Below are 22,266 nucleotides of genomic sequence, written 5' to 3'. Positions count from 1 at the left end.
ACGGCGGCCCGCAGGCCGCCGTCAAGGATCAGAGCACCTTGGTGACTTCGAGGAACTTGCCGCGCTCGTCATTGGCTGCGCGGATGGCTGCTTCCGACCCCAGCACCACCACGCGGCCGTACCTCGCCACCTGATCCAGGGCATCGGCCAGCGCGGCAAAATCCGCCTGCGTGGCACCGAGGATCTGCTCGCGCCGCTGCTGCCGGGCTTCGTCGGTGTCGCCGAGCAGCTCCCACACCATCGAGACGTAGCCCTTGGCATCGGGCAACCGGTAGCTGTCGACACCACCGATGACACCGATCACCGAGCGGGTCAGGTCCTGATGGCTCACCGGCTTGCGGAGGAATGCCGCCGCCTTGTCGTAATTGTCGATCGTGCCCAGAAGGTTGGGATCCCGGTAGGAGGTGAAGGCAAAGCCGCGCGAAAAGATGTCAAAGCTCGACGAGCCGCCATAGGCGCCACCCTGCACGCGCACCTTGTCCCACATGTAGGTGGTGTTGAGATGCTTGATCGCCACCGCCGTGCCGCCCGTCGGCTTGAACCCGAATGCATCGAGATTGGCGCCCTTGGCCACGTAGTTGACCTGTCCCGGGAAGGTCAGGCCTTCCGACAGATCACGGGCCGCAAAGCCCCAGCCGCTGCCCGCCTGGCCGGTCGCCGGCAGGTCGCGCAGGAAGCGGGCGATCTGCGGCCGCGCCGCCGCGATCATCTCGTCGTCGGCCGTGATGTTGATCACCATGTTGGCACGATTGAGCAGCAGGTCGCGCAGGGTTTCGAGTTGCGCCTGCACACCCGGCCAGTCGCTGTCGATGCGTTTGGCCAGGTCGCGCAGGAAGAAATAGTGGCTCACCCCGCCCATCTGTTCGCTGGCCCAGTCGCTTTCGTTGAACTGCGCCCGCAACCGCAACGCCACGATGCCGTTGCCCATGCCGGCGAGCGAGCTCTCGAAGCCGGCCTTGGATTCCAGCACCATCTGCCGGATGCGGTCCCGGTTGCCCAGCTGCGCATCGGTCAGCACATCGTGGCTGATCGCCAGCAGTTCCTCGATCTTGTCGGGCACCGCCTTGCCGCGCAGCACCAGCCACGCTGCCGTGCTGGCACCGTCCGTCCGCGTCGAATTCACGCGCTGAAAGCCGATCCCGCCCGTCGATCGACCGATCCGCTGCGTGAGCGAGACAAAATCCTGCTTGCTCGTACCGGTCTGCAGCAGGGCGCGCGAGAACAGCGGCACCAGCGGCAGCAGATGGCCTGGGATGGCCTTCATGTCGAACCCGAGATCGACATAGAGCACGCCATTGGTCGGCAGCGGATGCACGAAGGTCCGGACCCCTTCGATATCGCCGCGATCGATCGGGATGAGCTTGTTCTCGCGCGGCAGATCGGCAAGCGTCAGCGTCGGAATCCGGGCCAGCTCGGCTGGATCATCGGGCGTATCCTGCAAGGCCTTGAGCTTTTCCGTGGTCTGCTTGACCTCTTCGAGCTGCTCCGGCGTCATCGCCTGCTGCACCGCATCAAGTTTGGCGCGTTCTTCCGCCTGCTCGCGGGCGCCCTGTTCCGGGTCAGCCTTCAGCAGCACCGTGGTGCGGTGCATGTTCTCAACGATGTGCTTCTGGATCAGCGCCTCGAACACCCGGGCGCCCGATGACAGGTGCGCCTTGAGCGCGGCCAGCGGCTCCTCGAAGCTCAGCGGTTCCAGCGGGTCGCCGCCATGCAGCCATGGCCGCATCGAGCGGAACATCAACGAAATGCCGCGCGGGAACGAGCCGGTATTGTTCTCGCGCATGGCAAACTCGATCGAGTTGATCGCCGCCTCGACCGTTTCGGCATCGATCCCGTCCTTGGCCAGCTTCTCGAGCGTGCCGAGAATGAGCGCCTCGACCTTGTCGGCATCGGCTTCGTCGATGCCCTTGAGGCCGACGGTGAAATAGGGCTGCTTCATATCCTCGACGATACCGCTGCCGGTCATGCCTTCGCCCAGGCCGCTGTCGATCAGCGCCTTGCGCAGCGGCGACGCCGACGTGCCCACGAGGATGTATTCGAGCACGTTGAGGGCCAGCACGGCACCGGGCTCGGTCTGCGCGTCGAGCATCCAGTTGACCGTCATCATAGAGGTCTTCTTGCCCAGTTCGGCCTCGCTCGCCGCATAGGTCTCGACCAGATGCCTGGGCTCGCTCCAGCGCTGCTGCGTCCCGATCTGGCTGGGAACCTCGATCCGGTCGAACTGCCCCAGATAGGCGTCGAGGATCGACAGGCGCTGGTCGGGATCATCGTCGCCGTAGAACACGATGCGCGAGTTGGATGGGTGGTAGAACTTGGCGTGGAAGTTCTTGAAATACTCGTAGGTCAGGTCCGGGATCGCCGCGGGATCGCCGCCCGAATTCACGCCATAGGACGTGTCCGGAAACAGCGAGAGCTGGCTCTTCTTGCCCAGCACGGCCGACGCCGATGAGTAGGCGCCCTTCATCTCATTGAACACCACGCCCTTGTAGACGATCGGCGCCTGGCTGGATTCGAGCTCGTAGTGCCAGCCTTCCTGGCGGAACGTGTCTTCGGTGATCAGCGGGAAGAACACGGCGTCGAGATAGACATCTACGAGGTTGTAGAAGTCCTGCAGGTTCTGGCTGGCCACCGGGTAGGCGGTCTTGTCGGCGAAGGTCATGGCGTTGAGAAAGGTGTGCAGCGACCCTTTCAGCATTTCCACGAACGGCTTCTTGACAGGGTATTTCCGGCTGCCGCACAGCACCGAATGCTCGAGAATATGCGCCACGCCGGTGGAATCCTCCGGCGGCGTCTTGAAAGTGATGCCGAACACCTTGTTCTCGTCGTCATTGGCGAGACTGAGCACCTCCGCCCCGGTCTTGATATGCCGGTAGAGCTTTGCCTCGCTGCTGACTTCTGGAATGGTCTCTGCGCGGATAAGCTCGAAGGCGGGATGGCCGGACATTGTCTGTCTCACTGTTCTGAACGGGTGTGCGGTTAATCTAGGGACCCGCACGCCGCTCTGCCAGTGCGATCAGACTTATGTGAGGCGACTAGATTCGTCCGCGGATTTGCGAGCGGACCTTGCGCTCGTACCAGTCGGTCAGTTCTTCCATCACCGCCGGCTCGATCGGGTCGACCTTGGTCGCCGCCACGTTGGCTTCCAGCTGGCTTGGCTTGGTGACGCCGGCGATGATCGTCGAGACCGCCGGGTGATCGAGCAGCCAGCGCAGGGCGAACTGGCTCAGCGGCAGTCCCTTCGGCGCCAGATGCTTGAGGTCCTCGACCAGCTCGATGCCCTTGTCGAACGGCAGACCCGAGAAGGTCTCGCCGACATTGAAGAATTTGCCGTCGCGGTTGAAATTGCGATGGTCCTTCTCGTCGAACTTGGTGTCCTTGCCCCACTTGCCCGACAGCAGGCCCGAGGCCAGCGGCAGCCTGACAATGATGCCGACATTGCGCTCCTGCGCCTTGGGGAGCACTTCCGTCGCATAGTCCTGCCGGAACAGGTTGAAGATGATCTGCAGCGTCGCCAGGTTCGGCGCGGTCAGGCAGATCAGCGCCTCCTCGACGTTCTCGACGCTGGCGCCGTAGTGCCGCATCAGTCCCTCGTCGCGCAGGTCATCGAGAATTGTGAAGATCTCGCCATCGCGCAGCACATCGGTAGGGATGCAATGCAGCTGCGCCAGGTCCAGCGTCTCGCCACCGATGCGCTTCAGCGAACCGGTGAGGCTCTCCTTGACGTTCTTGCGGTTGTAGCCGGTCATCCCGGGGAACTGCCCGCCGCGGCCCAGCTTGGTCGCGACGAACACGCCCTTCTTGTCCTTGAAGGCGCCGATCCGGCTCTCCGACTGGCCGCCGCCATAGACGTCGGCGGTATCCCAGAAATTGACGTCCAGCTTGCGTGCCGTCTTCAGGATGTCCTGCGCCGTCTGGTCGTTCAGGGCGCCAAAACTCTCCCCTAGCTGCCAGGTCCCCAGCCCGATTTCAGAAACCTCGTAGCCGGTTTTTCCAAGCGTGCGCATGTTCATGGTCTTCTCCCGAAAGTGAGTGCTGCGCAACTCGTGCGGTCACGCAGTGCGGTCGCCTCAGTGGCGCTCTTTGGTGCTGTAGAATTCGATCTTGGGCCAGTCGCGCTGTGTGCGTTGCAGCCACCATTCGCTCTGCGCGAGGTAAACCGGGTCGCCGTACTTGTCCTCGGCCATCTCCATCTTGAGCGCCGAGATGAAGCGATCCAGCTCCTTCCTGTCGTCGCAGCCGACCCAGCGGGCCATTTCGAAGTTGAGGCTCTCGAAGGTGATGGGGACGTTATATTCTTTCAGAATTCTGGCCTGCAGCACTTCGAGCTGCAACTGCCCGACGACGCCGACGATGAAGTCGGCGCCGATCATCCGCCGGAAAATCTGCGCCACGCCCTCTTCGGCGAGGTCGCTCAGCGCCTTGGCCAGCTGCTTGGACTTCATCGGGTCGGCCAGCCGCACCCGCCGGATGATCTCCGGCGCAAAATTGGGAATGCCCGTGACCTTGATGGCCGCGCCCTCGGTCAGCGTATCGCCGACGCTGAGCGTCCCGTGGTTGGGAATGCCGACAATGTCGCCGGCCACGGCCTCCTCGGCCAGTTCGCGATCATGGCCGAAGAAGAACATCGGGTTGGAAACCGCCATATCCTTGCCGCTGCGCACATTCTTCAGCCGCATGCCGCGCTTGAAGGTGCCTGAGCTCAGCCGCACGAAGGCGATGCGATCGCGGTGGTTGGCGTCCATATTGGCCTGCACCTTGAACACGAAGCCGCTGACCTTGCTGTCATCGGGCTGGATCGGTTTGGGTTCTGCCGGTTGCGGTCGCGGCTCCGGCGCCCACGTGCCGAGCGCCGTCAGCAGTTCGGGCACTGAGACCGATTTCAGCGCCGATCCGAAGATGACCGGCGTCAGGTGACCTGCCAGATAGGTCTCGTGGTCGAATTCTGGATAGCCGGCCCGCGCCAGCTCGAAATTTTCCAGTGAGGTAAGGATCACCGGGTCCATCGCGAACTCGTTGTCGCGGCTGAGGGCGTCGACATCGGTAAAGGTCTTCCAGACCTCGCCATTGGGACGCTTCACCACGCCTGCCGTAACATCGACAATGCCTTTGAAATCGACACCGCCACCCAGCGGCCAGACCACCGGCGATACGTCGAGCGCCAGCGTCGAAGCGATCTCGTCGAGAATGTCGAGCGGATCCTTGCCTTCGCGATCCACCTTGTTGGCAAAGGTGATGATCGGAATGTCGCGCAGCCGGCACACTTCGAAGAGCTTGAGGGTCTGCGCCTCGATGCCCTTGGCGACGTCGATCACCATGATCGCCGCATCGACCGCCGTCAGCGTCCGGTAGGTATCCTCGGAAAAGTCTGAGTGGCCCGGCGTATCGAGCAGGTTGAAGGTCAGGCCAAGATGCTCGAACGTCATCACTGACGAGGTGATCGAAATGCCGCGCTGCTGCTCGATCTCCATCCAGTCCGACCGCGTCGAGCGCTGGTTGGAGCGGCCGCGCACGGCGCCGGCCTGCTGGATAGCGCCGGAATTGGCGAGCAGCTTTTCGGTCAGCGTGGTCTTGCCCGCGTCCGGGTGCGAGATGATCGCGAACGTCCGGCGCGTCTGGTAAGGTTGCAGTTTGCTGGACGATCCAGCCAGGGTCATGTCGTTCATGGCAAGGCTCCTAACGCCTCCCGGACAAAAAAAGAAGGGCCGCCACGAGGACGACCCTTCCCGATTTCGCGATTTGGTCCGGTCTCCTGCCCGAAGGCGGGACCGTAGCAACTACGACAGAGGCTGCTCCGTCAGGAAGCGCATCGATCCAAGACCCTTCGAAACCGACGATTTCTGATATGACATTGGATCACCTCCTTGCATGTTGACGATGACCGATGGTTACCCAATTCGGCCCATCTGGCAAGCCTCGCGTTTTAGCGGCGGCGCAGGCGGTCGACGTCGATGATCCGGCCGCGGCAGGAATCGATCGTGACTCGATAGTTGCGGTGACCGCGCTCGGCCCGCACCTGGACAATCCGGCCCCGGCGATCGGTGAAGCGGATATGATCGTAACCGTTGCGCTGCAGCATGCGTCGCACCTGCCGATCGCTCAGGCAATGGCGCCGGTCAACCCGCGGACCATAATAGCCGCCACTGCCGCCGCCGACATGAAAGCCGAAGCTGAAGCTCGGTGCCGCCTGCGCCGGCATCGCCGCCAGCGAGGCACCGGCGAGCGTGACACTCACAATGGCCGCACGGGTGATGGATTTGAGGGAAATGGGCATGGTCGCCTCCTGATGAGAGGGTGGAAAGGATAGTGACGCTGCGAGTGGTCAGGATGTGGTCGCCACCCTGAACATCCGCGGACCATTCTGTTCATTTTCGGTTCATCTCCGGCCTGCGTCGCCCGAGAGGCCCATCCGGCCGGCCTTCTGCCTTTGTTAACAGATGCTGTGCAAGGCTCGTGCCTGCGTATCGATCTGGATACACCCCATTACGTTCCGAAAAGACGACCGGAGAGAATTCTGATGCAAGCCATGCACGAGATCGAGGCTGACGCCAGCCAGCAGCAATCGGCAATCCGGGTCCCCAACCAGTTCGTGACCTTCACCTGCGGCGACCGCGCCTTCGGCATCGACATCATGTCGGTCCGTGAGATCCGCAGCTGGTCGCCGACCACCGAACTGCCCTCGCAGCCGTTCGGCGCCAAGGGTGTGCTCGATATTCGCGGCTCGATCGTTCAGGTCTACGACCTTGAGGCGATGCTGGGCGGCATGGGCGGCAGTGGCGGCAAGAGCGGCCAGGTCGTGCTGGTCGTCTCCCTGCAGAATCAGGATGTCGGCCTGATGGTCGATACCGTCTCGGACATCATTTTCGCGCAGCCCGAAGATCTGCGCCCGGTACCTGCCTCCAAGTCCGGCCGCAATCCCGGCCAGGTCTCCGGACTCGTCAAGAACGAGGACCGGCTGATCGCCATTCTCGACCTTTCCGCCCTGTTCCCGGCAGAAACCGGCGCCGAAACCTACATGTAGCTTCGGCCCAAGTTCAGCAGTACCCCGGCGCGCGCCAGACCACTGGCGCGCGCTTTGCTTTGCCGCTCCTTGCGGCCCGCGCCGGCCGGCCTAGAGTAGGACTGGTTCAGCCAGGTGGATAAATGATCATCGTTTGCGGACATCTCGTCGCCCACGCCGGCAAGCGCGACAGCCTGCTCGAACAGTCCAAGGACGCCGTCCGGGCAGCGCGGCAGGCCAGAGGCTGCCGCGACTACGCCGTCAGCGCCGACCTGCTCGATCCCGATCGGGTCAACATCTTCGAAAGCTGGGACGATGCCGCAGCGCTCCAGGCATTCCGTGGCAATGGTCCCGGCGGCGACCTTTCGGCCCTGATCGCGCGCTACGAAATCGATCAGCTCGAGGTGGACCTGCCCGGCTGAACCCTGCTGTCATCAAGCAGGAGAAGGGAATGGTGGGTGTGACAGGGATTGAACCTGTGACCCCCGCCGTGTGAAGGCGATGCTCTCCCGCTGAGCTACACACCCATCCCAGACCGCGCCGAAAAGGCGAGGGTATTCAGAGAGATGGTGGGTGTAACAGGGATTGAACCTGTGACCCCTACCATGTCAAGGTAGTGCTCTCCCGCTGAGCTATACACCCATCTCTCAGATGTGGACCGGCCGGGTGCCGATCCGCCGCGCGATAGACCAAAATTCCATCGCGGGGTCAAGTCTCGATTTCAAGCGCGCCCGTCAGGCGGCCAGCAGCCTCTCAACCTCGTTGACCAGGTCCTTGAGGTGGAAGGGCTTGCTCAGCACCGATGCATCCTTGGGCGCATCCGAATCCGGGTTGAGCGCCACAGCGGCAAAACCGGTGATGAACATCACCTTGAGGTCCGGATCGAGTTCGGTGGCTCGTCGCGCCAGTTCGATTCCGTCCATTTCCGGCATCACGATATCGCTGAGCAGCAGCGAGAACGGCTCCTCGCGCAGCCGCTCGTAGGCCGACTTCCCATTATCGAACGACACCACCTCGTAGCCGGCGGTCTTGAGCGCCCGCGTCAGGAACTGGCGCATGTCGTTATCGTCTTCGGCGAGCAGTATCCGCTTCATGGATCCCTCATCGGCATGGCGACCACGCCCAAATCAGGCGCAGCATTCCACCCGATGTTTAGAGCAAGTTTCGCGCTTCGCAACTCACGATCGGCGTGCACCCCCCAAGATTCTGCCACTTGTGGACATTCTTGCGAGGGACAGGCACAGTGACTGGACGATTTGTGTGCCTGGCCAGCAGGGATTTTCGGTGCAGTCCGACTATTGGGACAAACCTGCCTTTGAGACCATCCGCCCCAGGCGGCTGACCGCACCGCTTTTGTTCAACTCCGCCCACTCCGGCCGCGACTACCCCGAGCGCTTCCTCGGCATGACCAGGCTCGATCATCTGTCGATCCGGCAGTCCGAGGATGCCTATGTCGACGACCTGTTCAGTCGCGCCCCGCATCTGGGCGCCCCGCTGCTGCGGGCGCACTTTCCGCGCGCCTATCTCGACGTCAACCGCGAGCCCTGGGAACTCGACCCGCAGATGTTTGCCGAGCCGCTGTCGGACCGGTTCAACACCACCAGCCCGCGCGTCGCTGCCGGACTTGGCACACTGGCGCGGGTCGTCGCCGAAAACAAGCCGATCTATCGCGAGCGGCTGACGCTGGCCGACGCCCGCATGCGCATCGAAGGCATCTACCAGCCCTACCACGCCACCATGCAGAAGCTGCTGACCGAGGCTCACGCGGCCTATGGCGTGGCCATCCTGATCGACTGCCATTCCATGCCGCGCCTCGCCCGTGCCGGCGACCGCGCGGCTCCGGACATCGTCCTCGGCGACCGCTACGGCACCACCTGCTCGGCCGCGCTGGTTGACCTCGCCGAGACCGTGTTTTCCGGCGCCGGCCTGCGGGTCGCCCGGAACCGGCCTTATGCGGGCGGGTTCTGTACGCGCACCTACGGGCGGCCGCAGCACGGCGTGCATGCACTGCAGGTGGAAATCAGCCGGCATCTCTATATGAATGAGGTCACACTGCAGCCATCGGCCAATTTCGGCGCCATGCGCCAGATCGTCGATCGCCTGATCGTCGCCCTGATTGGCCTTGATGCATCGGTTCTGCAATCGATGCCGCCCGCCGACGCCAAGCTCGCCGCCGAGTAGGCCGCAGAAAAAGGGCCGCCGAAGCGGCCCAGTCAAGGGAGGAAACGATTGGCAAACCACAACTTCTGCCAGTATGCCGCAGAACAATGCAGGATGCCGATCCATCATGCACCTTATCGGGTGAACTGATTTGCCCCTTTGGGCAAGCTGAGCAGCGCCTGTTAACAGTTGAACACCCGCATTTGTTGCAAAAATGAATCAGTGCACTCGGTCATTATTGCAGCAACTCACCACCGAAGACCTGCATCCGCGCCGGAAACATTCGGCAGAACAAAGATTTGAGTAATAAATGACCCATGACGCCCTCGGCGGCCTCGATGCTGGCCTCGTTCGCAAGACCATGCTGGACGCTGCAGATATCGCCGCCAGCCGCACCCTGCCCCGCTTCCGCAGTGCCATCGCTGTCGACAACAAGCTGGCCGAAGGGTTCGACCCGGTGACGGAAGCCGACAGGGATGCGGAACGGGCCATCCGCGACCTCATCGGCGGCCGCTTTCCCGAGCATTCCATCATTGGCGAGGAGTGGGAGGACAAATCCGGCTCGGCGCCCTTCGCCTGGATCATCGACCCGATCGATGGCACCCGTGCCTTCATCACCGGGGTGCCGGTATGGGGCACGCTGATCGGCCTGACCGTCGACGGCGCCGCTGTCGCCGGACTGATGGCGCAGCCCTTCACCGGCGAGGTCTATCTGAGCCTCCCGGGCGAGGCCGGATATTATCGCGGCTCCCAGCACCTGCCGCTCAAGACCTCGACAGTGACGGAGCTAGCGAAGGCCAAGATGACGGCGACCTCACCGGAAATTTTCGAGCTCACAGGCACGGTGGACGCCTGGAACGCCATTCGCGGCAAGGCGCTCACCACCCGCTACGGCCTCGACTGCTACGGCTACGCCCTGATGGCCGCCGGCCACATCGATCTGGTGGTCGAGGCCGGCCTGAAGAACGTCGACATCTGCCCGCTGATCCCGATCATCCGCAATGCTGGCGGCGTGGTTACCACCTGGGACGGCGGCGCGCCCGAACAGGGCGGCAACTGCGTGGCGGCGGCGACGCCGGAACTGCACGCGGCGGCGCTCGAAAGTCTCAACGCCTAGCCGCTCTGGTTGGTAATGAAGGCGTCGAACGCGGCAAACACCTGGCCGCGGATATCGTCGTTTTCCATGAACATCTCGTGCTTGGCCGCCGCGACAATGGCGTGGCGGCCGGTGCGCATCCGCAGCCCCAGCGTTTCGATGGCACTGGTCGAGACGATTTCATCGCGGGCCGCGGCCAGCATCAGCACGGGAATCCGGATGTCGCCGGGAAAGGCATCGGTGCCGGCGCCGGCCATGGCCGAGAACGCCGACGCCGCCCAGCGCACCGTCGGATTGCCGACTTCAAGATCGGGCCGCGCCTTGAGCACATCGACCGAGCGCATGAAGCGCGTGACATCGGACGTCACCGGATTGCCGGCGAACGGCATCTCGGACGCCGGCTTGTCGGCTTTCCGGCCGATGGCCATGCGCCCCAGCCCGATCCAGCACATGGCTTTGGTGACGGCCGCCATCCCCGCCATGGAGAACGGCTGTCGGTCCAGCCCCACCATCGGCGCCGACAGGAAGATGCGATCAAACATCATGCGATCGCGCGCCCCCGCGTAAAGGCTCACCAGGCCGCCCATCGAGTGGCCGACCAGATAGTAGGGGCCGGGACTGTCGGGCAGCAGGATCGAGGTGTGAAAGCTCTGCAGATCGGTCCAGTAGTCGTCGAACTTGTTGACGTGCCCGAGCTTCTTGTTGCGGATCAGCCGCTGGCTGCCGCCCTGCCCGCGCCAGTCGAAGGTCGCGACGGCAAAGCCGCGCGACTGGAAATCGGCGATGGTCTCGAAATACTTCTCGATGAATTCGGTGCGCCCCTGCACCAGGCAGACCGTGCCCTTCGGTGCGCCCTGGGTCTTGGGGAAAAGTGCATAGCGCAACTGCACCTTGTCGCTGGTCTCGAACAGGCCCACGCGCGCGCCTTCCGGCACGGGATTGGACGGCACGTTGGCCAGCGAGGGCCCGTTGGGATCGACGACTGCGTTCATGGCCCTCTCGTACCGGATTCCCCGCGCAGCGGGAACATCTTCCGAAACGGAAAAGCCAGCGTCCCGGATGGAACACTGGCTTTCCTTGGATGTGCCACCGTGCGGGGGGCGGGTGACGGCGGCGCATTCGTTGTGTGCCCCTGCAGCAGACAGTCAGCACAGTTGCGGGTTTAGCAATGGCCACCTGAACGGCGTTTGAGACGCCCGTTCATTTTCAGTTCATCTGGCTTTTTCGCGAGCCCTTGAACCGTAAAAATCACCCCCTACATCTTCTGCATCCGCCGGCTGTTCCGGGGATCGGGACACCCGGGAATGAGACTTCGCCTCAGAGAGGGAAGACTCGTGGGACACCCGTAACACGTTGCTCAAACAGGAGAATGTGAGAATGCAGACCATCGATTTCACCCCCTTCTACCGCTCGACCGTCGGCTTTGACCGTCTGTTCAACCGCCTCGACGGGCTGGTTGGCCAGGAAGCCAAATCCTACCCGCCCTACAACATCGAAAAGGTCGGCGAGAACGCCTACCGCATCTCGATCGCTGTCGCCGGTTTCGCCGAGTCCGACATTGCCATCGAGAGCAAGGAAAACGGCCTGACGATCAAGGGTGCCAAGGCACCCGAAGGTGAAGAGAACCAGCGCGAGTTCCTCCATCGCGGCATTGCCGAGCGGGCCTTCGAGCTTCGCTTCCAGCTTGCCGAGCATGTCGAGGTCACCGGCGCCCGGCTCGAGAACGGCCTGCTGCACGTCGAACTCAAGCGCGAATTGCCCGAGTCCAAGAAGCCCCGGACGATCGCCATTTCGACCGCCAGCAAGACCATCGAAGACCAGACGGTCAACTAAGTTCCGGTCACGACAGCCTGGTCCGCCAGTTGCTGTGGCCAGGTGAACGGAAACAAGGCGCAGTCCCGGTATCGGGGCTGCGCTTTTTGCATCTGATCGGCCCGTACAAGGAACTTGAGCGCCGCTCTGCCATTGTCTTCCCAGTATCAGCGTCAACGAGGTTGCATGATGAAGACCCCCGAAATCGGACTGAAGTCGAACACCAAGACCACCATCGCCGCGCAGATGAATGCGCATCTGGCCGATGCCATTGATCTGGCCTTGATTACCAAGCAGGCCCACTGGAACGTGCGCGGCCCCAATTTCATTGCCGTTCACGAAATGCTCGACACCTTCCGCACGGCCCTCGACACCCATGTCGATACCATTGCCGAGCGTGTCGCCCAGCTGGACGGTATCGCGCTGGGCACCAGCCAGGTCGTCGCCAAGCAGAGCCGGCTGACCGCCTATCCCACGGACATTCGGAAGGTGACCGACCATCTGCAGGCGCTCGTTGAACGCTACGCCGCACTCGCTACCTCGGTCCGCGAGGGCATCGATGCCGCCGACGAGGCCGGCGATGCCGACGCCGCCGACATTCTCACCGCCTATTCCCGCGACCTCGACAAGTTCCTGTGGTTCCTCAAGAGCCATCTCGACTGACTTGACCTCCTTGCGCAGAAGGGATCCGCGGCGTCGGCTGCGGGTCCCTTTTTTGCATGCCTCTCCGCCCGGCCGGCGTGACCGCCTCCGGTTGCTGTGTGTTGGATCGGGCCCCGAGGCGCTTGCCGTCTCTGGGTATGATAATAACGAGACGGTAGCCGCCTCGGGGAACCGGGTTTTGTGGCATTGTCCCGCGCTTCGGGAGACTGGAGCCCGACTTGCCGCCCCTTTTCAACTCCGTGCGCCTGGCCCAGGGGCGTGAGACGACTCCCTTCCCCCTCCCGGCAGTCCCCTCCGCAAGCGTTCGTCGCGCTTCCCGTCCGTCGCGGGGAGATGGGGGAAGAGTACGCCCGGCGGTGAGGGCGGGGACAAGTTTTGCGACGGGGCTGGATCATCCTGCGGCGTCAGAGGCTTGCAGGTGTCTTCCGTGCGGGAAATGACATCGGCGGGATGAATGACGCATCGGGGCTCTCGCCCCCACCCCGACCCTCCCCGCGAGGGGGAGGGTGGCGGAGGGGCTGGCGGGGATATCGCAAACGCTGGCGGATACTGGGTCCCGGCCGCCGCCGGGATGACATCCGGCGGGGTGGCAGGCCATGTGCCTCCAACAGCAGAGAGACCTCATCCTGAGCCTGTCGAAGGACGAGGTCGGGCACGCCGCAAGGTAGCGCACCCCGGTGCAGCCCCTCGTGGTTCGTGGTTCGACAGGCTCACTATGAGGGGTGAGAGATGTGTGAGGGGTGAGGGTAGTGGTGCGACACCCGAAAGGCTCGTCCCCCCTGCCCTTGCGGCAGCGCCGCTTGAGCTAGGCCCATAGCGCAGCCGGGTGGGGAAGGAGAGCTGTAGTTGGCTGTGGGCGACCGCAATCCAGACCGCCCCCCTTGCCGCATCCCGGTCTTCTCATGTTATCCCTCGGCCATGACAACCTTCGATCCATACGATCTGCTCGGCGTGCCGCGCTCGGCCAGTGGCCCGGCGATCAAGACGGCCTATCGGCAGCGCGTGCAGACGGCCCATCCGGATCGCGGTGGCGACCCGGAGGTGTTTATCGCCGTGGCCCGCGCCTTCTCGCTGCTCTCCGATCCGGAGGCCCGGCGGCTCTATGACGAAACCGGCATCGTTGATGAACAGGGCATCGAGACGCTGCGCAAGGACGTGGCGCTGATTCTGGCCGATATGTTCGACGCCGCCGTCGCCACCGCCATCGCCACCGGTCTGGGCGTCGACCGTGTCGATTTCGTCGCCCAGATGCGCGGCGCCGTCGACACCGGCCTTAGCGAGGCCCGGCTGTCGGAGCACCGCGCCGATCGCGACATGGCCGCCCTCGATGTGCTGCGCAAGCGCGTCCGTCGCAACGAGGAGGGCCGCAACCTCTTCGTGGACCGGCTCGATGCCCAGATCAGCGCCAAGCAGGAAGCCAAGCAGGTGACGCGCCGCCGCATCCTGATGCTCGAGATGGCTCGCACCGAACTCGGCAACTACGCCTCCGAGGTCGAGCTGATCGCGGCGCTCGACAGCACCCGCTGACCGCCACATTTCCTATCGGTCCCGGCCGCCGCGGCGGCGCACCCGTGGCGCGCCGCGCCCCGGACTCCTACAACTTTCCTATTCCGCCTGCGATCTCCTACAGGCGCCCGGTCACAACGGGGCAAAAAAGTGGCATCAACCGCTTGCCGCTAGTTTGGAACTGTGCAAATGTAGGCTCGATAGGACAGCACAACTGTCCAATTAGTGGACCACCGGTCTCCCCGGCGCGTTTCACACGCAGCTCCGGCTGGACCGCGCTCGAATGCGGAAACGGAGAGGTGGGGCCTTATCAAGCCCAGACGAGCGGCCATTTGGATGCAGAGCCGCTCTCCACTAAATGATTGCGCCGTCGGTTTCGCGCCGTACACTGAAGTACGGGACGGGACGAAGGCGCGTCGAAAGGATACAACCCCCGGGGTTTCCCGGATCGACGGCTGCAACAGCGAGGACTTTGCAAATGGCACACTCACGGAACGGTTCGCACTCTTTGCCCGTATCGGAAACCGCCATGCGCAAAACCGATATCGCCCTGCGCCCCACCTATGACGAGGTCGCGCCCAAGGCCGGCGGCCTGTTCGATCCGCTGCGCGAGCACGATGCCTGCGGTGTCGGCTTCATCGTCAACCTCAAGAACCAGCCGAGCCAGAAGATCGTCCAGAACGGTCTGGCGATCCTCGAGAATCTCGAGCATCGCGGCGCTGTCGGCGCCGATCCGCTGATGGGCGACGGCGCCGGTATCATGGTGCAGATTCCGCACAAGTTCTTCGCGCGGCAGATGGCCGAGCAGGGCATCAGCCTGCCCGAGCCCGGCCAGTATGCCGTCGGCGCAATCTTCATGCCGCAGGATCCCGAACTGCGCGCCAAGATGGAGCGCGTCGTTGCCCGCGTCATCGAGGACGAAGGCCAGACCGTGATCGGCTGGCGCGACGTGCCGAGCGACAATTCCTCGCTCTCCAAGGCCCCCGAAATCGTCGCCACCGAGCCCTATCACCGCCAGATCATCATCGGCCGGTCCGCTGACCTCGCCGACGAGAATGCCTTCGAGCGCAAGCTCTACATCATCCGCAAGGTGACCTCGGCCAAGATCTTCTCGGCCTTCGAAGGCAAGCAGAACGACTTCTATGTCGTCTCGATGAGCTGCCGCACCCTGGTCTACAAGGGCATGTTCCTTGCCGCCCAGCTGGGCGCCTATTATCGCGACCTGCACGAGCCCGACTTCGAGTCGGCGCTCGCGCTCGTGCACCAGCGCTTTTCGACCAATACTTTCCCCAGCTGGCGCCTCGCGCATCCCTATCGCTTCGTCTGCCACAACGGTGAGATCAACACCGTGCGCGGCAACGTCAACTGGATGGCCGCCCGCCAGGCCTCGGTGGCCTCGCCGCTGTTCGGCGGTGACATCCAGAAGCTCTGGCCGATTTCCTATCCCGGCCAGTCGGACACCGCCTGCTTCGACAACGCCCTCGAATTCCTGCTGCGCGGCGGCTACTCGCTGCCGCATGCGGCCATGATGCTGATCCCCGAAGCCTGGGCCGGCAACCCGCTCATGGATGAGGATCGTCGCGCCTTCTACGAGTATCACGCCGCCATGATGGAGCCGTGGGACGGCCCCGCCGCCATGTGCTTCTCGGATGGCCTGAGCATCGGTGCCACGCTCGACCGCAACGGCCTGCGGCCGGCGCGCTATCTGGTGACCGAGGACGATGAGGTCGTCATGTCCTCGGAAGCCGGCGTGCTGCCCATTCCGGCCGACCGCATCAAGCAGAAGTGGCGCCTTCAGCCGGGCAAGATGCTGCTCATCGACCTGCAGCAGGGCCGCATCGTCTCGGACGAGGAGATCAAGCGCGATCTCTCGACCGCGCATCCCTACAAGCAGTGGCTCGGCCGCACCCAGATCGTGCTCGAGGACCTGCCGGCCGTGCCGCACGAGCCGTGGGTGTCCGACACGCCGCTGCTCGACCGGCAGCAGGCCTTCGGCTACACGCAGGAAGACCTCAAGCTGCTCCTTACACCGATGGCAACCACCGGGCAGGAAGGCGTCGGCTCCATGGGCACCGACACGCCGATCTCGGCGCTCTCGAACAAGTCCAAGCTGCTCTACACCTATTTCAAGCAGAACTTTGCGCAGGTCACCAACCCGCCGATCGACTCGATCCGCGAAGAGCTGGTGATGAGCCTCGTCTCGTTCATCGGCCCGCGCCCGAACGTGCTCGACCTCTCCGGCGGCAGCAAGCGGCAGCGCCTCGAAGTGCGCCAGCCGATCCTGACCAATGACGACCTGGAAAAGATCCGCGCCATCGGCGGCATGGACAACAACCCGTTCCGCTCAAAGACGCTCGACATCACCTATCCGGTCGAACAGGGCGCCGACGGCATGAAGGCGGCGCTCGACCAGCTGTTCTCGGAAGCCGAGATGGCGGTCCACTCGGGCGACAACATCATCATCCTGTCCGATCGCGGCATGAACCGCGACCGCGTGGCAATACCAGCGCTGCTGGCGACCGCAGGCGTGCACCATCACCTCATCCGCAAGGGCCTCCGCACCTCGGTGGGCCTTGTGGTCGAGACCGGGGAGGCCCGCGAGATCCATCACTTCTGTGCTCTGGCCGGCTATGGCGCCGAGGCGATCAACCCGTACCTGGCGTTTGAAACCCTGCTCGCCATGAAGAAGGACTTCCCCTCCGAGGTGGACGAGCACGAGATCGTCTACCGCTACATCAAGGCCATCGGTAAGGGCATCCTCAAGGTCACGGCCAAGATGGGCATCTCGACCTATCAGTCCTATTGCGGCGCGCAGATTTTCGACGCCGTCGGCCTCACCTCCGACTTCGTTCGCAGCTACTTCACCGGCACCGCCACCACCATCGAAGGCGCCGGTCTCGCCGAGATCGCCGAAGAAACCGTCAAGCGCCACATCGAAGCCTTCGGCAATTCGCCGGTGCTCGAGGATACGCTCGATATCGGTGGCGACTATGCCTTCCGTCAGCGCGGCGAGGCCCATGTCTGGCGCTCCGAGACGGTGGCGGCCCTGCAGCACGCCGCGCGCGGCAATGCCCAGGACAAGTATCGCGAATTCGCCAGGAACGTGAACGAGGTCGAGGACAAGTACGTCACCATCCGCTCGCTGTTCCGCCTCAAGGGGGCTGCCGAAGACGGCCGTTCGCCCGTGCCGTTCGAGGAAGTCGAGCCCGCGGTCGATATCGTCAAGCGCTTCTCCACCGGCGCCATGTCCTATGGCTCGATCAGCCGCGAGGCCCACACCACGCTGGCCATTGCCATGAACCGGATTGGCGGCAAGTCGAACACCGGTGAGGGCGGCGAGGAAGTGGACCGCTTCACGCCCATGCCCAACGGCGATTCCATGCGCTCGGCGATCAAGCAGATCGCCTCGGGCCGCTTCGGCGTGACCACGGAATACCTGGTCAACTCCGACATGATGCAGATCAAGATGGCGCAGGGTGCCAAGCCCGGCGAAGGCGGCCAGTTGCCCGGCGACAAGGTCAACGACGTCATCGCCAAGGTGCGTCACTCGACCAAGGGCGTCGGCCTGATCTCGCCGCCGCCGCACCACGACATCTATTCGATCGAGGATCTGGCGCAGCTGATCTTCGACCTCAAGAACGTCAACCCGACCGGCCTGGTCTCGGTCAAGCTCGTCTCCGAAGTCGGCGTCGGCACCGTTGCTGCCGGCGTTGCCAAGGCGCGTGCCGATCACGTCACCATCTCCGGCTACGAAGGCGGCACCGGCGCCAGCCCGCTGACCTCGCTCAAGCATGCCGGCTCGCCGTGGGAAATCGGCCTCGCGGAAACCCACCAGACGCTGGTCGGCAACAAGCTGCGCAGCCGTATCGCCGTGCAGGTCGATGGCGGTATCCGCACCGGTCGCGACGTGGTCATCGGCGCCCTGCTCGGCGCCGACGAATTCGGCCTCGCCACCGCGCCGCTGATCGCTGCCGGTTGCGTCATGATGCGCAAGTGCCATCTCAACACCTGCCCGGTTGGCATCGCCACCCAGGACCCGGTGCTGCGCGCCCGCTTCACCGGCAAGCCCGAGCACGTCATCAACTACCTCTTCTTCGTCGCCGAGGAAGTGCGTGAGCTGATGGCCGAACTGGGCTTCCGGAACTTCGACGAAATGGTCGGCCAGATGCAGATGCTCGACAAGACCGCGGCCATCACCCACTGGAAGGCCAAGGGGCTCGATTTCTCCAAGCTGTTCTGGAAGCCGGTCGCTGGTGAGGGCGTGGGCATCACCCACACCGAGAGCCAGAACCATCCGATCGACAAGGTTCTCGACCGTACGCTGATCGCCAAGGCCATGCCGGCCCTGGAGAACGGCACGCCGGTCAGGATCGAGGAAAAGATCACCAGCGTCGATCGCTCGGTCGGTGCCATGCTGGGCGGCGAAGTCGCCAAGCGCTATGGCCATGCCGGCCTGCCCGACGACACCATCGCCATCTCGCTGACCGGCACCGCCGGCCAGGCGTTTGGCGCCTGGGCCGCGCACGGCATTTCCTTCGATCTGGTGGGCGAAGCCAACGACTATGTCGGCAAGGGCCTGTCGGGTGCGCGCCTCGTGGTGCGTCCGCCCGAAGCCCGCGGCTATGTCGCCGAGGACTCGATCATCATCGGCAATACCGCGCTCTACGGCGCCATCACCGGTGAGTGCTACTTCCGTGGCGTCGCCGGCGAGCGCTTCGCGGTCCGCAACTCCGGCGCCATCGCCGTGGTCGAGGGCACCGGCGATCACGGCTGCGAGTACATGACTGGCGGCGTGGTGGTGGTGCTGGGCAAGACCGGCCGCAACTTCGCGGCAGGCATGTCCGGCGGCGTTGCCTATGTCCTCGACGAGGACGAGACCTTCGAGAGCCGTTGCAACATGTCGATGGTCGAACTCGAACCGGTGGAGGAAGAGGAGCGCATCAGCTCGCGCGACTTCCACCAGTCGGGCGACCTGCAGACCATGGGCGTCGTCGAGATCGTGCAGGATCTCGGCCGCGGCGATGCCGACCGTCTCTATCAGCTGATTGCACGCCACAAGAGTTTCACCGACTCCTCGCGCGCCAATCACATCCTGACGAACTGGGACACCTACCTGCCCAAGTTCCGCAAGGTCATGCCGGTCGAGTACCGCAAGGCCCTGGCGGCAATGGACAAGGAACGGGCTGCGGCCCAGGTTGCGGCCGAATAAGGCGCGGGGGAACAAGAACAATGGGCAAGATCACAGGCTTTCTCGAAATCGACCGCCGCGACCGCAAGTACAAGCCGGTTCCCGAGCGTCTGAAGTCGTACCAGGAATTCGTCATTCCGCTGGGCGACGAAGGCACGCGCGAACAGGCGGCGCGCTGCATGGATTGCGGCATTCCGTATTGTCACACCGGCTGTCCCGTGAACAACCAGATCCCCGACTGGAACGATCTGGTCTATCGCGGCGACTGGCTCAAGGCGCTCAAGAACCTGCACTCGACCAACAACTTCCCCGAGTTCACCGGCCGCATCTGCCCCGCGCCCTGCGAGGCCAGCTGCACCCTGAACCTGCCGGACACCCCGGTCACCATCAAGACCATCGAATGCGCCATTGTCGACAAGGGCTGGGCCGAGGGCTGGATCACGCCGCTGGTCAACCCGAACCGCACCGGCAAGTCCGTCGCCGTCGTCGGCTCGGGCCCGGCCGGCATGGCCTGCGCCCAGCAGCTGGCACGCGCCGGCCACGATGTGCATCTCTATGAGAAGGCCAACCAGATCGGCGGCCTGATGCGCTACGGCATTCCCAACTTCAAGCTCGACAAGACCGTCATCGACCGCCGCGTCGAGCAGATGGAGGCCGAAGGCGTTGTGCTGCATACCGGCGTGCATGTCGGCCACGACATCACCCTCGACGAACTGACCACCAAGTATGACGCGGTGGCACTCGCGGGCGGCGCCGAAAAGCCGCGCGACCTGCCGATCCCCGGTCGCGAACTGCAGGGCATCCATTTTGCCATGGATTTCCTCAGCCAGCAGAACAAGCGCGTCACCGACGAGCCGCTCGACAACGTCACCCCCATCCTTGCCGGCGGCAAGCACGTGGTGGTGATCGGCGGCGGCGACACCGGTTCGGACTGCATCGGCACCTCGAACCGCCAGGGCGCGCTTTCGGTCACCCAGATCGAAATCATGCCCGCCCCGCCCGAGAAGGAAAACAAGCTCCTCACCTGGCCGAACTGGCCGATGAAGATGCGCACCTCCTCCAGCCAGGAAGAAGGCGTCACCCGCGACTTCGCCGTTGCCACGGTGCGCTTCGAGGGTGAAGGCGGCCAGGTCAAGGAATTGCACTGCGCCCGCGCCGACGAGAAGTTTCAGCCGATCCCCGGCACCGAGTTCGTCCTCAAGGCGGACCTCGTGCTGCTCGCCATGGGCTTCCTCGGCCCGGTCCAGGACGGCATGATCAAGGAGGCCGGCCTCGATCTCGACAAGCGCGGCAACGTGCTGGCCGATACCATCCAGTACAAGTCGTCGAAGGAAAAGATCTTCTCGTGCGGCGACATGCGTCGCGGCCAGTCGCTGGTGGTCTGGGCCATCCGCGAAGGCCGCCAGTGCGCCCGCTCCATCGACCAGCACCTGATGGGCACCACCGACCTGCCGCGCTGAGCCACGGCACTCTGATTTACGCAAGGGGCGCCACGGCGCCCCTTTTTTGTTTGTACGCCGGGATGCCGCAGTCAGGTCCCATGCCCCTTGAGGGGAGGGGATAGCGGTGGGGGGCCATCGGCAGCTAACTGAACCACCCCCCCACCCTCGATCCCTCCCCTCAAGGGGGAGGGAAGACTGACCTAGAATCCGTGAAGCGCGTCGGCGAGCGGCCGGAGTCCCAGTAGACCTCATCCTGAGCCTGTCGAAGGACGAGGTCGTGGCACCGATGGTTGTTCCCGACCTCGTGGTTCGACAGGCTCACCATGAGGTCTCATAGGTACTGCGTCGGCAGGGCCTGAGAGGCGCCCCCTACGGCACCAGCACGATCTTTCCGGCACGTCCCGGCACGCCCGACGCCGCCGCTGCCTGGGCTGCGTCGGCCAGCCGGAACCGGTCACCGATATCGAGCTTGAGTGCGCCGGACGCGGCCTTGGCGACGATCTCGCCGACCATCCTGCCAACCAGTTCGGGCGGCGTGGTCTGCAGCAGCTTGCCCAGCCAGAACCCCTCGACCCGGGCCTGCTTGAACAAGAGGTTGGCGGCCGAAATCTGCAGCGGCTGGCCGGTCAGCGCACCGAACGAATAGAGCGTCGAGCCCTCGCCCATCAGGGTAAAAATGTCGTCCGAGGCCGATCCGCCGATCGAGTCGATGCCAAAGCCGATGGACGCTCCCTTGCTGAGGTCGCGCACCGCCTGCTGCCAGTCCGGCGCATCGGTGGCCACCACATTGGCAATGCCGAGGCGCGCCAGTTCCTCGACGCCGGCGGCACGGCGCACCAGACTGACGACATTGATCCCCTGTTCGGCGGCGAACGCCGACACCATCTTGCCGACCGCGCCGTTGGCCGCGTTCTGGATCACCCAGTCGCCGGCCTTGGCCCCCATGACGTGCAGCACCATCTTGGCGCTCAGCGGCATGGACACCATCTGGCAGGCGGTCTCGTCGCCGATACTGTCCGGCACCGGCACGGCGCGGGCCGCATCGACCAGATAGGTCTCGGCCCAGGCCGACGAGGCGCCGCCCGCCACCCGATGTCCGACCTTGAGGTTGGTCACCCCCTCGCCCAGCGCTTCGACCACGCCGAGCGCCTCGGTGCCCGGCACATAGGGCATGGCCGGCTTGTAGCCGTAGCGGCCGGCAATGGTCATCAGGTCGTGGTTGTGGATCGGCGACATCACCAGCCGCACGCGCGCCTGCCCGGCGCCCGGCTGCGGCTCGGGACGATTACCCGTCTTCAGCACCTCGGAGGGAGAACCGAACGACTCTTGGTAGACACTTTGCATAGGGAAGACCTTCGTTTGCGATGGTCCTCTCATATGGGCTGCACGCCCTTGCTCTGAA

At 64.1% G+C, this 22,266-nt stretch carries 16 protein-coding genes and 2 tRNA genes; 9 read left to right on the top strand and 9 right to left on the bottom strand.

The genetic code is table 11. The features are described from left to right. Positions 1-28: 28 nt before the first annotated feature. The 4 genes from AC0L4C_RS08890 to AC0L4C_RS08875 all read right to left on the bottom strand — a co-directional run bounded on the left by AC0L4C_RS08890 (position 29) and on the right by AC0L4C_RS08875 (position 6,271). Positions 29-2,944, bottom strand: coding sequence for an insulinase family protein (locus AC0L4C_RS08890; protein WP_473403271.1), 2,916 nt, complete (start codon positions 2,942-2,944; stop codon positions 29-31). Between the two features lie 88 nt (positions 2,945-3,032). Then, the gene (locus AC0L4C_RS08885; protein WP_473403270.1) at positions 3,033-4,010 is read right to left on the bottom strand and encodes an aldo/keto reductase; all 978 of its coding nucleotides are present in this window, start codon (positions 4,008-4,010) and stop codon (positions 3,033-3,035) included. Positions 4,011-4,067: 57 nt separating this feature from the next. After that, entirely contained in the window at positions 4,068-5,663 is a 1,596-nt protein-coding gene (locus AC0L4C_RS08880) for a peptide chain release factor 3 (RefSeq protein WP_473403269.1), read from the bottom strand. A 257-nt stretch (positions 5,664-5,920) separates the two neighbouring features. After that, positions 5,921-6,271, bottom strand: a complete 351-nt coding sequence (locus AC0L4C_RS08875) for a hypothetical protein (RefSeq protein WP_473403268.1) — start codon at positions 6,269-6,271, stop codon at positions 5,921-5,923. A gap of 243 nt (positions 6,272-6,514) precedes the next feature. Here AC0L4C_RS08875 and AC0L4C_RS08870 point away from each other — a divergent pair, with 243 nt between their 5' ends. Together AC0L4C_RS08870 and AC0L4C_RS08865 are read left to right on the top strand one after the other, a co-directional pair. Further along, positions 6,515-7,018, top strand: a complete 504-nt coding sequence (locus AC0L4C_RS08870; protein WP_473403267.1) for a chemotaxis protein CheW — start codon at positions 6,515-6,517, stop codon at positions 7,016-7,018. Positions 7,019-7,140: 122 nt separating this feature from the next. Continuing rightward, entirely contained in the window at positions 7,141-7,419 is a 279-nt protein-coding gene (locus AC0L4C_RS08865; RefSeq protein WP_473403266.1) for a putative quinol monooxygenase, read from the top strand. 30 nt (positions 7,420-7,449) lie between these two features. Here AC0L4C_RS08865 and AC0L4C_RS08860 read toward each other — a convergent pair. The 3 genes from AC0L4C_RS08860 to cpdR all read right to left on the bottom strand — a co-directional run bounded on the left by AC0L4C_RS08860 (position 7,450) and on the right by cpdR (position 8,091). Continuing rightward, positions 7,450-7,524: transfer RNA gene (locus AC0L4C_RS08860), tRNA-Val, on the bottom strand. Between the two features lie 40 nt (positions 7,525-7,564). Then, a tRNA-Val gene (locus AC0L4C_RS08855) sits at positions 7,565-7,639 on the bottom strand. Positions 7,640-7,731: 92 nt separating this feature from the next. After that, complete coding sequence (gene cpdR / locus AC0L4C_RS08850; protein ID WP_192657075.1) at positions 7,732-8,091, bottom strand: cell cycle two-component system response regulator CpdR; 360 nt, start codon at positions 8,089-8,091, stop codon at positions 7,732-7,734. A 166-nt stretch (positions 8,092-8,257) separates the two neighbouring features. On the opposite strand from cpdR, the gene AC0L4C_RS08845 reads away from it, so the two are divergent. Both AC0L4C_RS08845 and hisN read left to right on the top strand, forming a co-directional pair. Continuing rightward, positions 8,258-9,178: an N-formylglutamate amidohydrolase gene (locus tag AC0L4C_RS08845; RefSeq protein ID WP_473403265.1), complete on the top strand. Its 921-nt coding sequence runs from the start codon at positions 8,258-8,260 to the stop codon at positions 9,176-9,178. 340 nt (positions 9,179-9,518) lie between these two features. Then, positions 9,519-10,274 (top strand): histidinol-phosphatase, encoded by a 756-nt coding sequence (gene hisN, locus AC0L4C_RS08840; protein ID WP_473403485.1) that lies wholly within the window; start codon positions 9,519-9,521, stop codon positions 10,272-10,274. Here hisN and AC0L4C_RS08835 read toward each other — a convergent pair. Next, on the bottom strand, positions 10,271-11,245 hold the full coding sequence (locus AC0L4C_RS08835; RefSeq protein WP_473403264.1) for an alpha/beta fold hydrolase: 975 nt from the start codon (positions 11,243-11,245) through the stop codon (positions 10,271-10,273). The two genes, hisN and AC0L4C_RS08835, sit on opposite strands and share 4 nt — an antisense overlap. A 385-nt stretch (positions 11,246-11,630) precedes the next feature. On the opposite strand from AC0L4C_RS08835, the gene AC0L4C_RS08830 reads away from it, so the two are divergent. The 5 genes from AC0L4C_RS08830 (at position 11,631) to AC0L4C_RS08810 (ending at position 20,882) form a co-directional block, all read left to right on the top strand. After that, entirely contained in the window at positions 11,631-12,086 is a 456-nt protein-coding gene (locus tag AC0L4C_RS08830; protein WP_473403263.1) for an Hsp20 family protein, read from the top strand. A 165-nt stretch (positions 12,087-12,251) separates the two neighbouring features. After that, positions 12,252-12,728, top strand: coding sequence for a DNA starvation/stationary phase protection protein Dps (dps, locus tag AC0L4C_RS08825; protein WP_473403262.1), 477 nt, complete (start codon positions 12,252-12,254; stop codon positions 12,726-12,728). Between the two features lie 918 nt (positions 12,729-13,646). Next, complete coding sequence (locus AC0L4C_RS08820) at positions 13,647-14,255, top strand: DnaJ domain-containing protein (protein WP_473403261.1); 609 nt, start codon at positions 13,647-13,649, stop codon at positions 14,253-14,255. Between the two features lie 508 nt (positions 14,256-14,763). Then, the gene (gene gltB, locus AC0L4C_RS08815) at positions 14,764-19,443 is read left to right on the top strand and encodes a glutamate synthase large subunit (protein ID WP_473403260.1); all 4,680 of its coding nucleotides are present in this window, start codon (positions 14,764-14,766) and stop codon (positions 19,441-19,443) included. A 20-nt stretch (positions 19,444-19,463) separates the two neighbouring features. Next, entirely contained in the window at positions 19,464-20,882 is a 1,419-nt protein-coding gene (locus AC0L4C_RS08810) for a glutamate synthase subunit beta (protein WP_473403259.1), read from the top strand. 351 nt (positions 20,883-21,233) lie between these two features. On the opposite strand, the gene AC0L4C_RS08805 is transcribed toward AC0L4C_RS08810, so the two are convergent. After that, positions 21,234-22,208, bottom strand: coding sequence for a zinc-binding dehydrogenase (locus AC0L4C_RS08805; RefSeq protein ID WP_473403258.1), 975 nt, complete (start codon positions 22,206-22,208; stop codon positions 21,234-21,236). Positions 22,209-22,266: the final 58 nt, after the last annotated feature.

It is taken from the genome of Devosia sp. J20-27, from assembly GCF_055808595.1.
Note: the sequence above shows the minus strand (reverse complement) of the source record. Positions and strands in the feature narration are given on the sequence as shown.

Bases quoted from the DNA above. Each gene is read 5' to 3' on its own strand.
- AC0L4C_RS08885 (WP_473403270.1), bottom strand. From the start codon at position 4,010: ATGAACATGCGCACGCTTGGAAAAACCGGCTACGAGGTTTCTGAAATC.
- AC0L4C_RS08890 (WP_473403271.1), bottom strand. From the start codon at position 2,944: ATGTCCGGCCATCCCGCCTTCGAGCTTATCCGCGCAGAGACCATTCCA.
- gltB (WP_473403260.1), top strand. From the start codon at position 14,764: ATGCGCAAAACCGATATCGCCCTGCGCCCCACCTATGACGAGGTCGCG.
- AC0L4C_RS08820 (WP_473403261.1), top strand. From the start codon at position 13,647: ATGACAACCTTCGATCCATACGATCTGCTCGGCGTGCCGCGCTCGGCC.
- AC0L4C_RS08830 (WP_473403263.1), top strand. From the start codon at position 11,631: ATGCAGACCATCGATTTCACCCCCTTCTACCGCTCGACCGTCGGCTTT.
- hisN (WP_473403485.1), top strand. From the start codon at position 9,519: ATGCTGGACGCTGCAGATATCGCCGCCAGCCGCACCCTGCCCCGCTTC.
- AC0L4C_RS08870 (WP_473403267.1), top strand. From the start codon at position 6,515: ATGCAAGCCATGCACGAGATCGAGGCTGACGCCAGCCAGCAGCAATCG.
- AC0L4C_RS08865 (WP_473403266.1), top strand. From the start codon at position 7,141: ATGATCATCGTTTGCGGACATCTCGTCGCCCACGCCGGCAAGCGCGAC.
- AC0L4C_RS08880 (WP_473403269.1), bottom strand. From the start codon at position 5,663: ATGAACGACATGACCCTGGCTGGATCGTCCAGCAAACTGCAACCTTAC.
- AC0L4C_RS08810 (WP_473403259.1), top strand. From the start codon at position 19,464: ATGGGCAAGATCACAGGCTTTCTCGAAATCGACCGCCGCGACCGCAAG.
- AC0L4C_RS08805 (WP_473403258.1), bottom strand. From the start codon at position 22,208: ATGCAAAGTGTCTACCAAGAGTCGTTCGGTTCTCCCTCCGAGGTGCTG.
- dps (WP_473403262.1), top strand. From the start codon at position 12,252: ATGATGAAGACCCCCGAAATCGGACTGAAGTCGAACACCAAGACCACC.
- cpdR (WP_192657075.1), bottom strand. From the start codon at position 8,091: ATGAAGCGGATACTGCTCGCCGAAGACGATAACGACATGCGCCAGTTC.
- AC0L4C_RS08835 (WP_473403264.1), bottom strand. From the start codon at position 11,245: ATGAACGCAGTCGTCGATCCCAACGGGCCCTCGCTGGCCAACGTGCCG.
- AC0L4C_RS08875 (WP_473403268.1), bottom strand. From the start codon at position 6,271: ATGCCCATTTCCCTCAAATCCATCACCCGTGCGGCCATTGTGAGTGTC.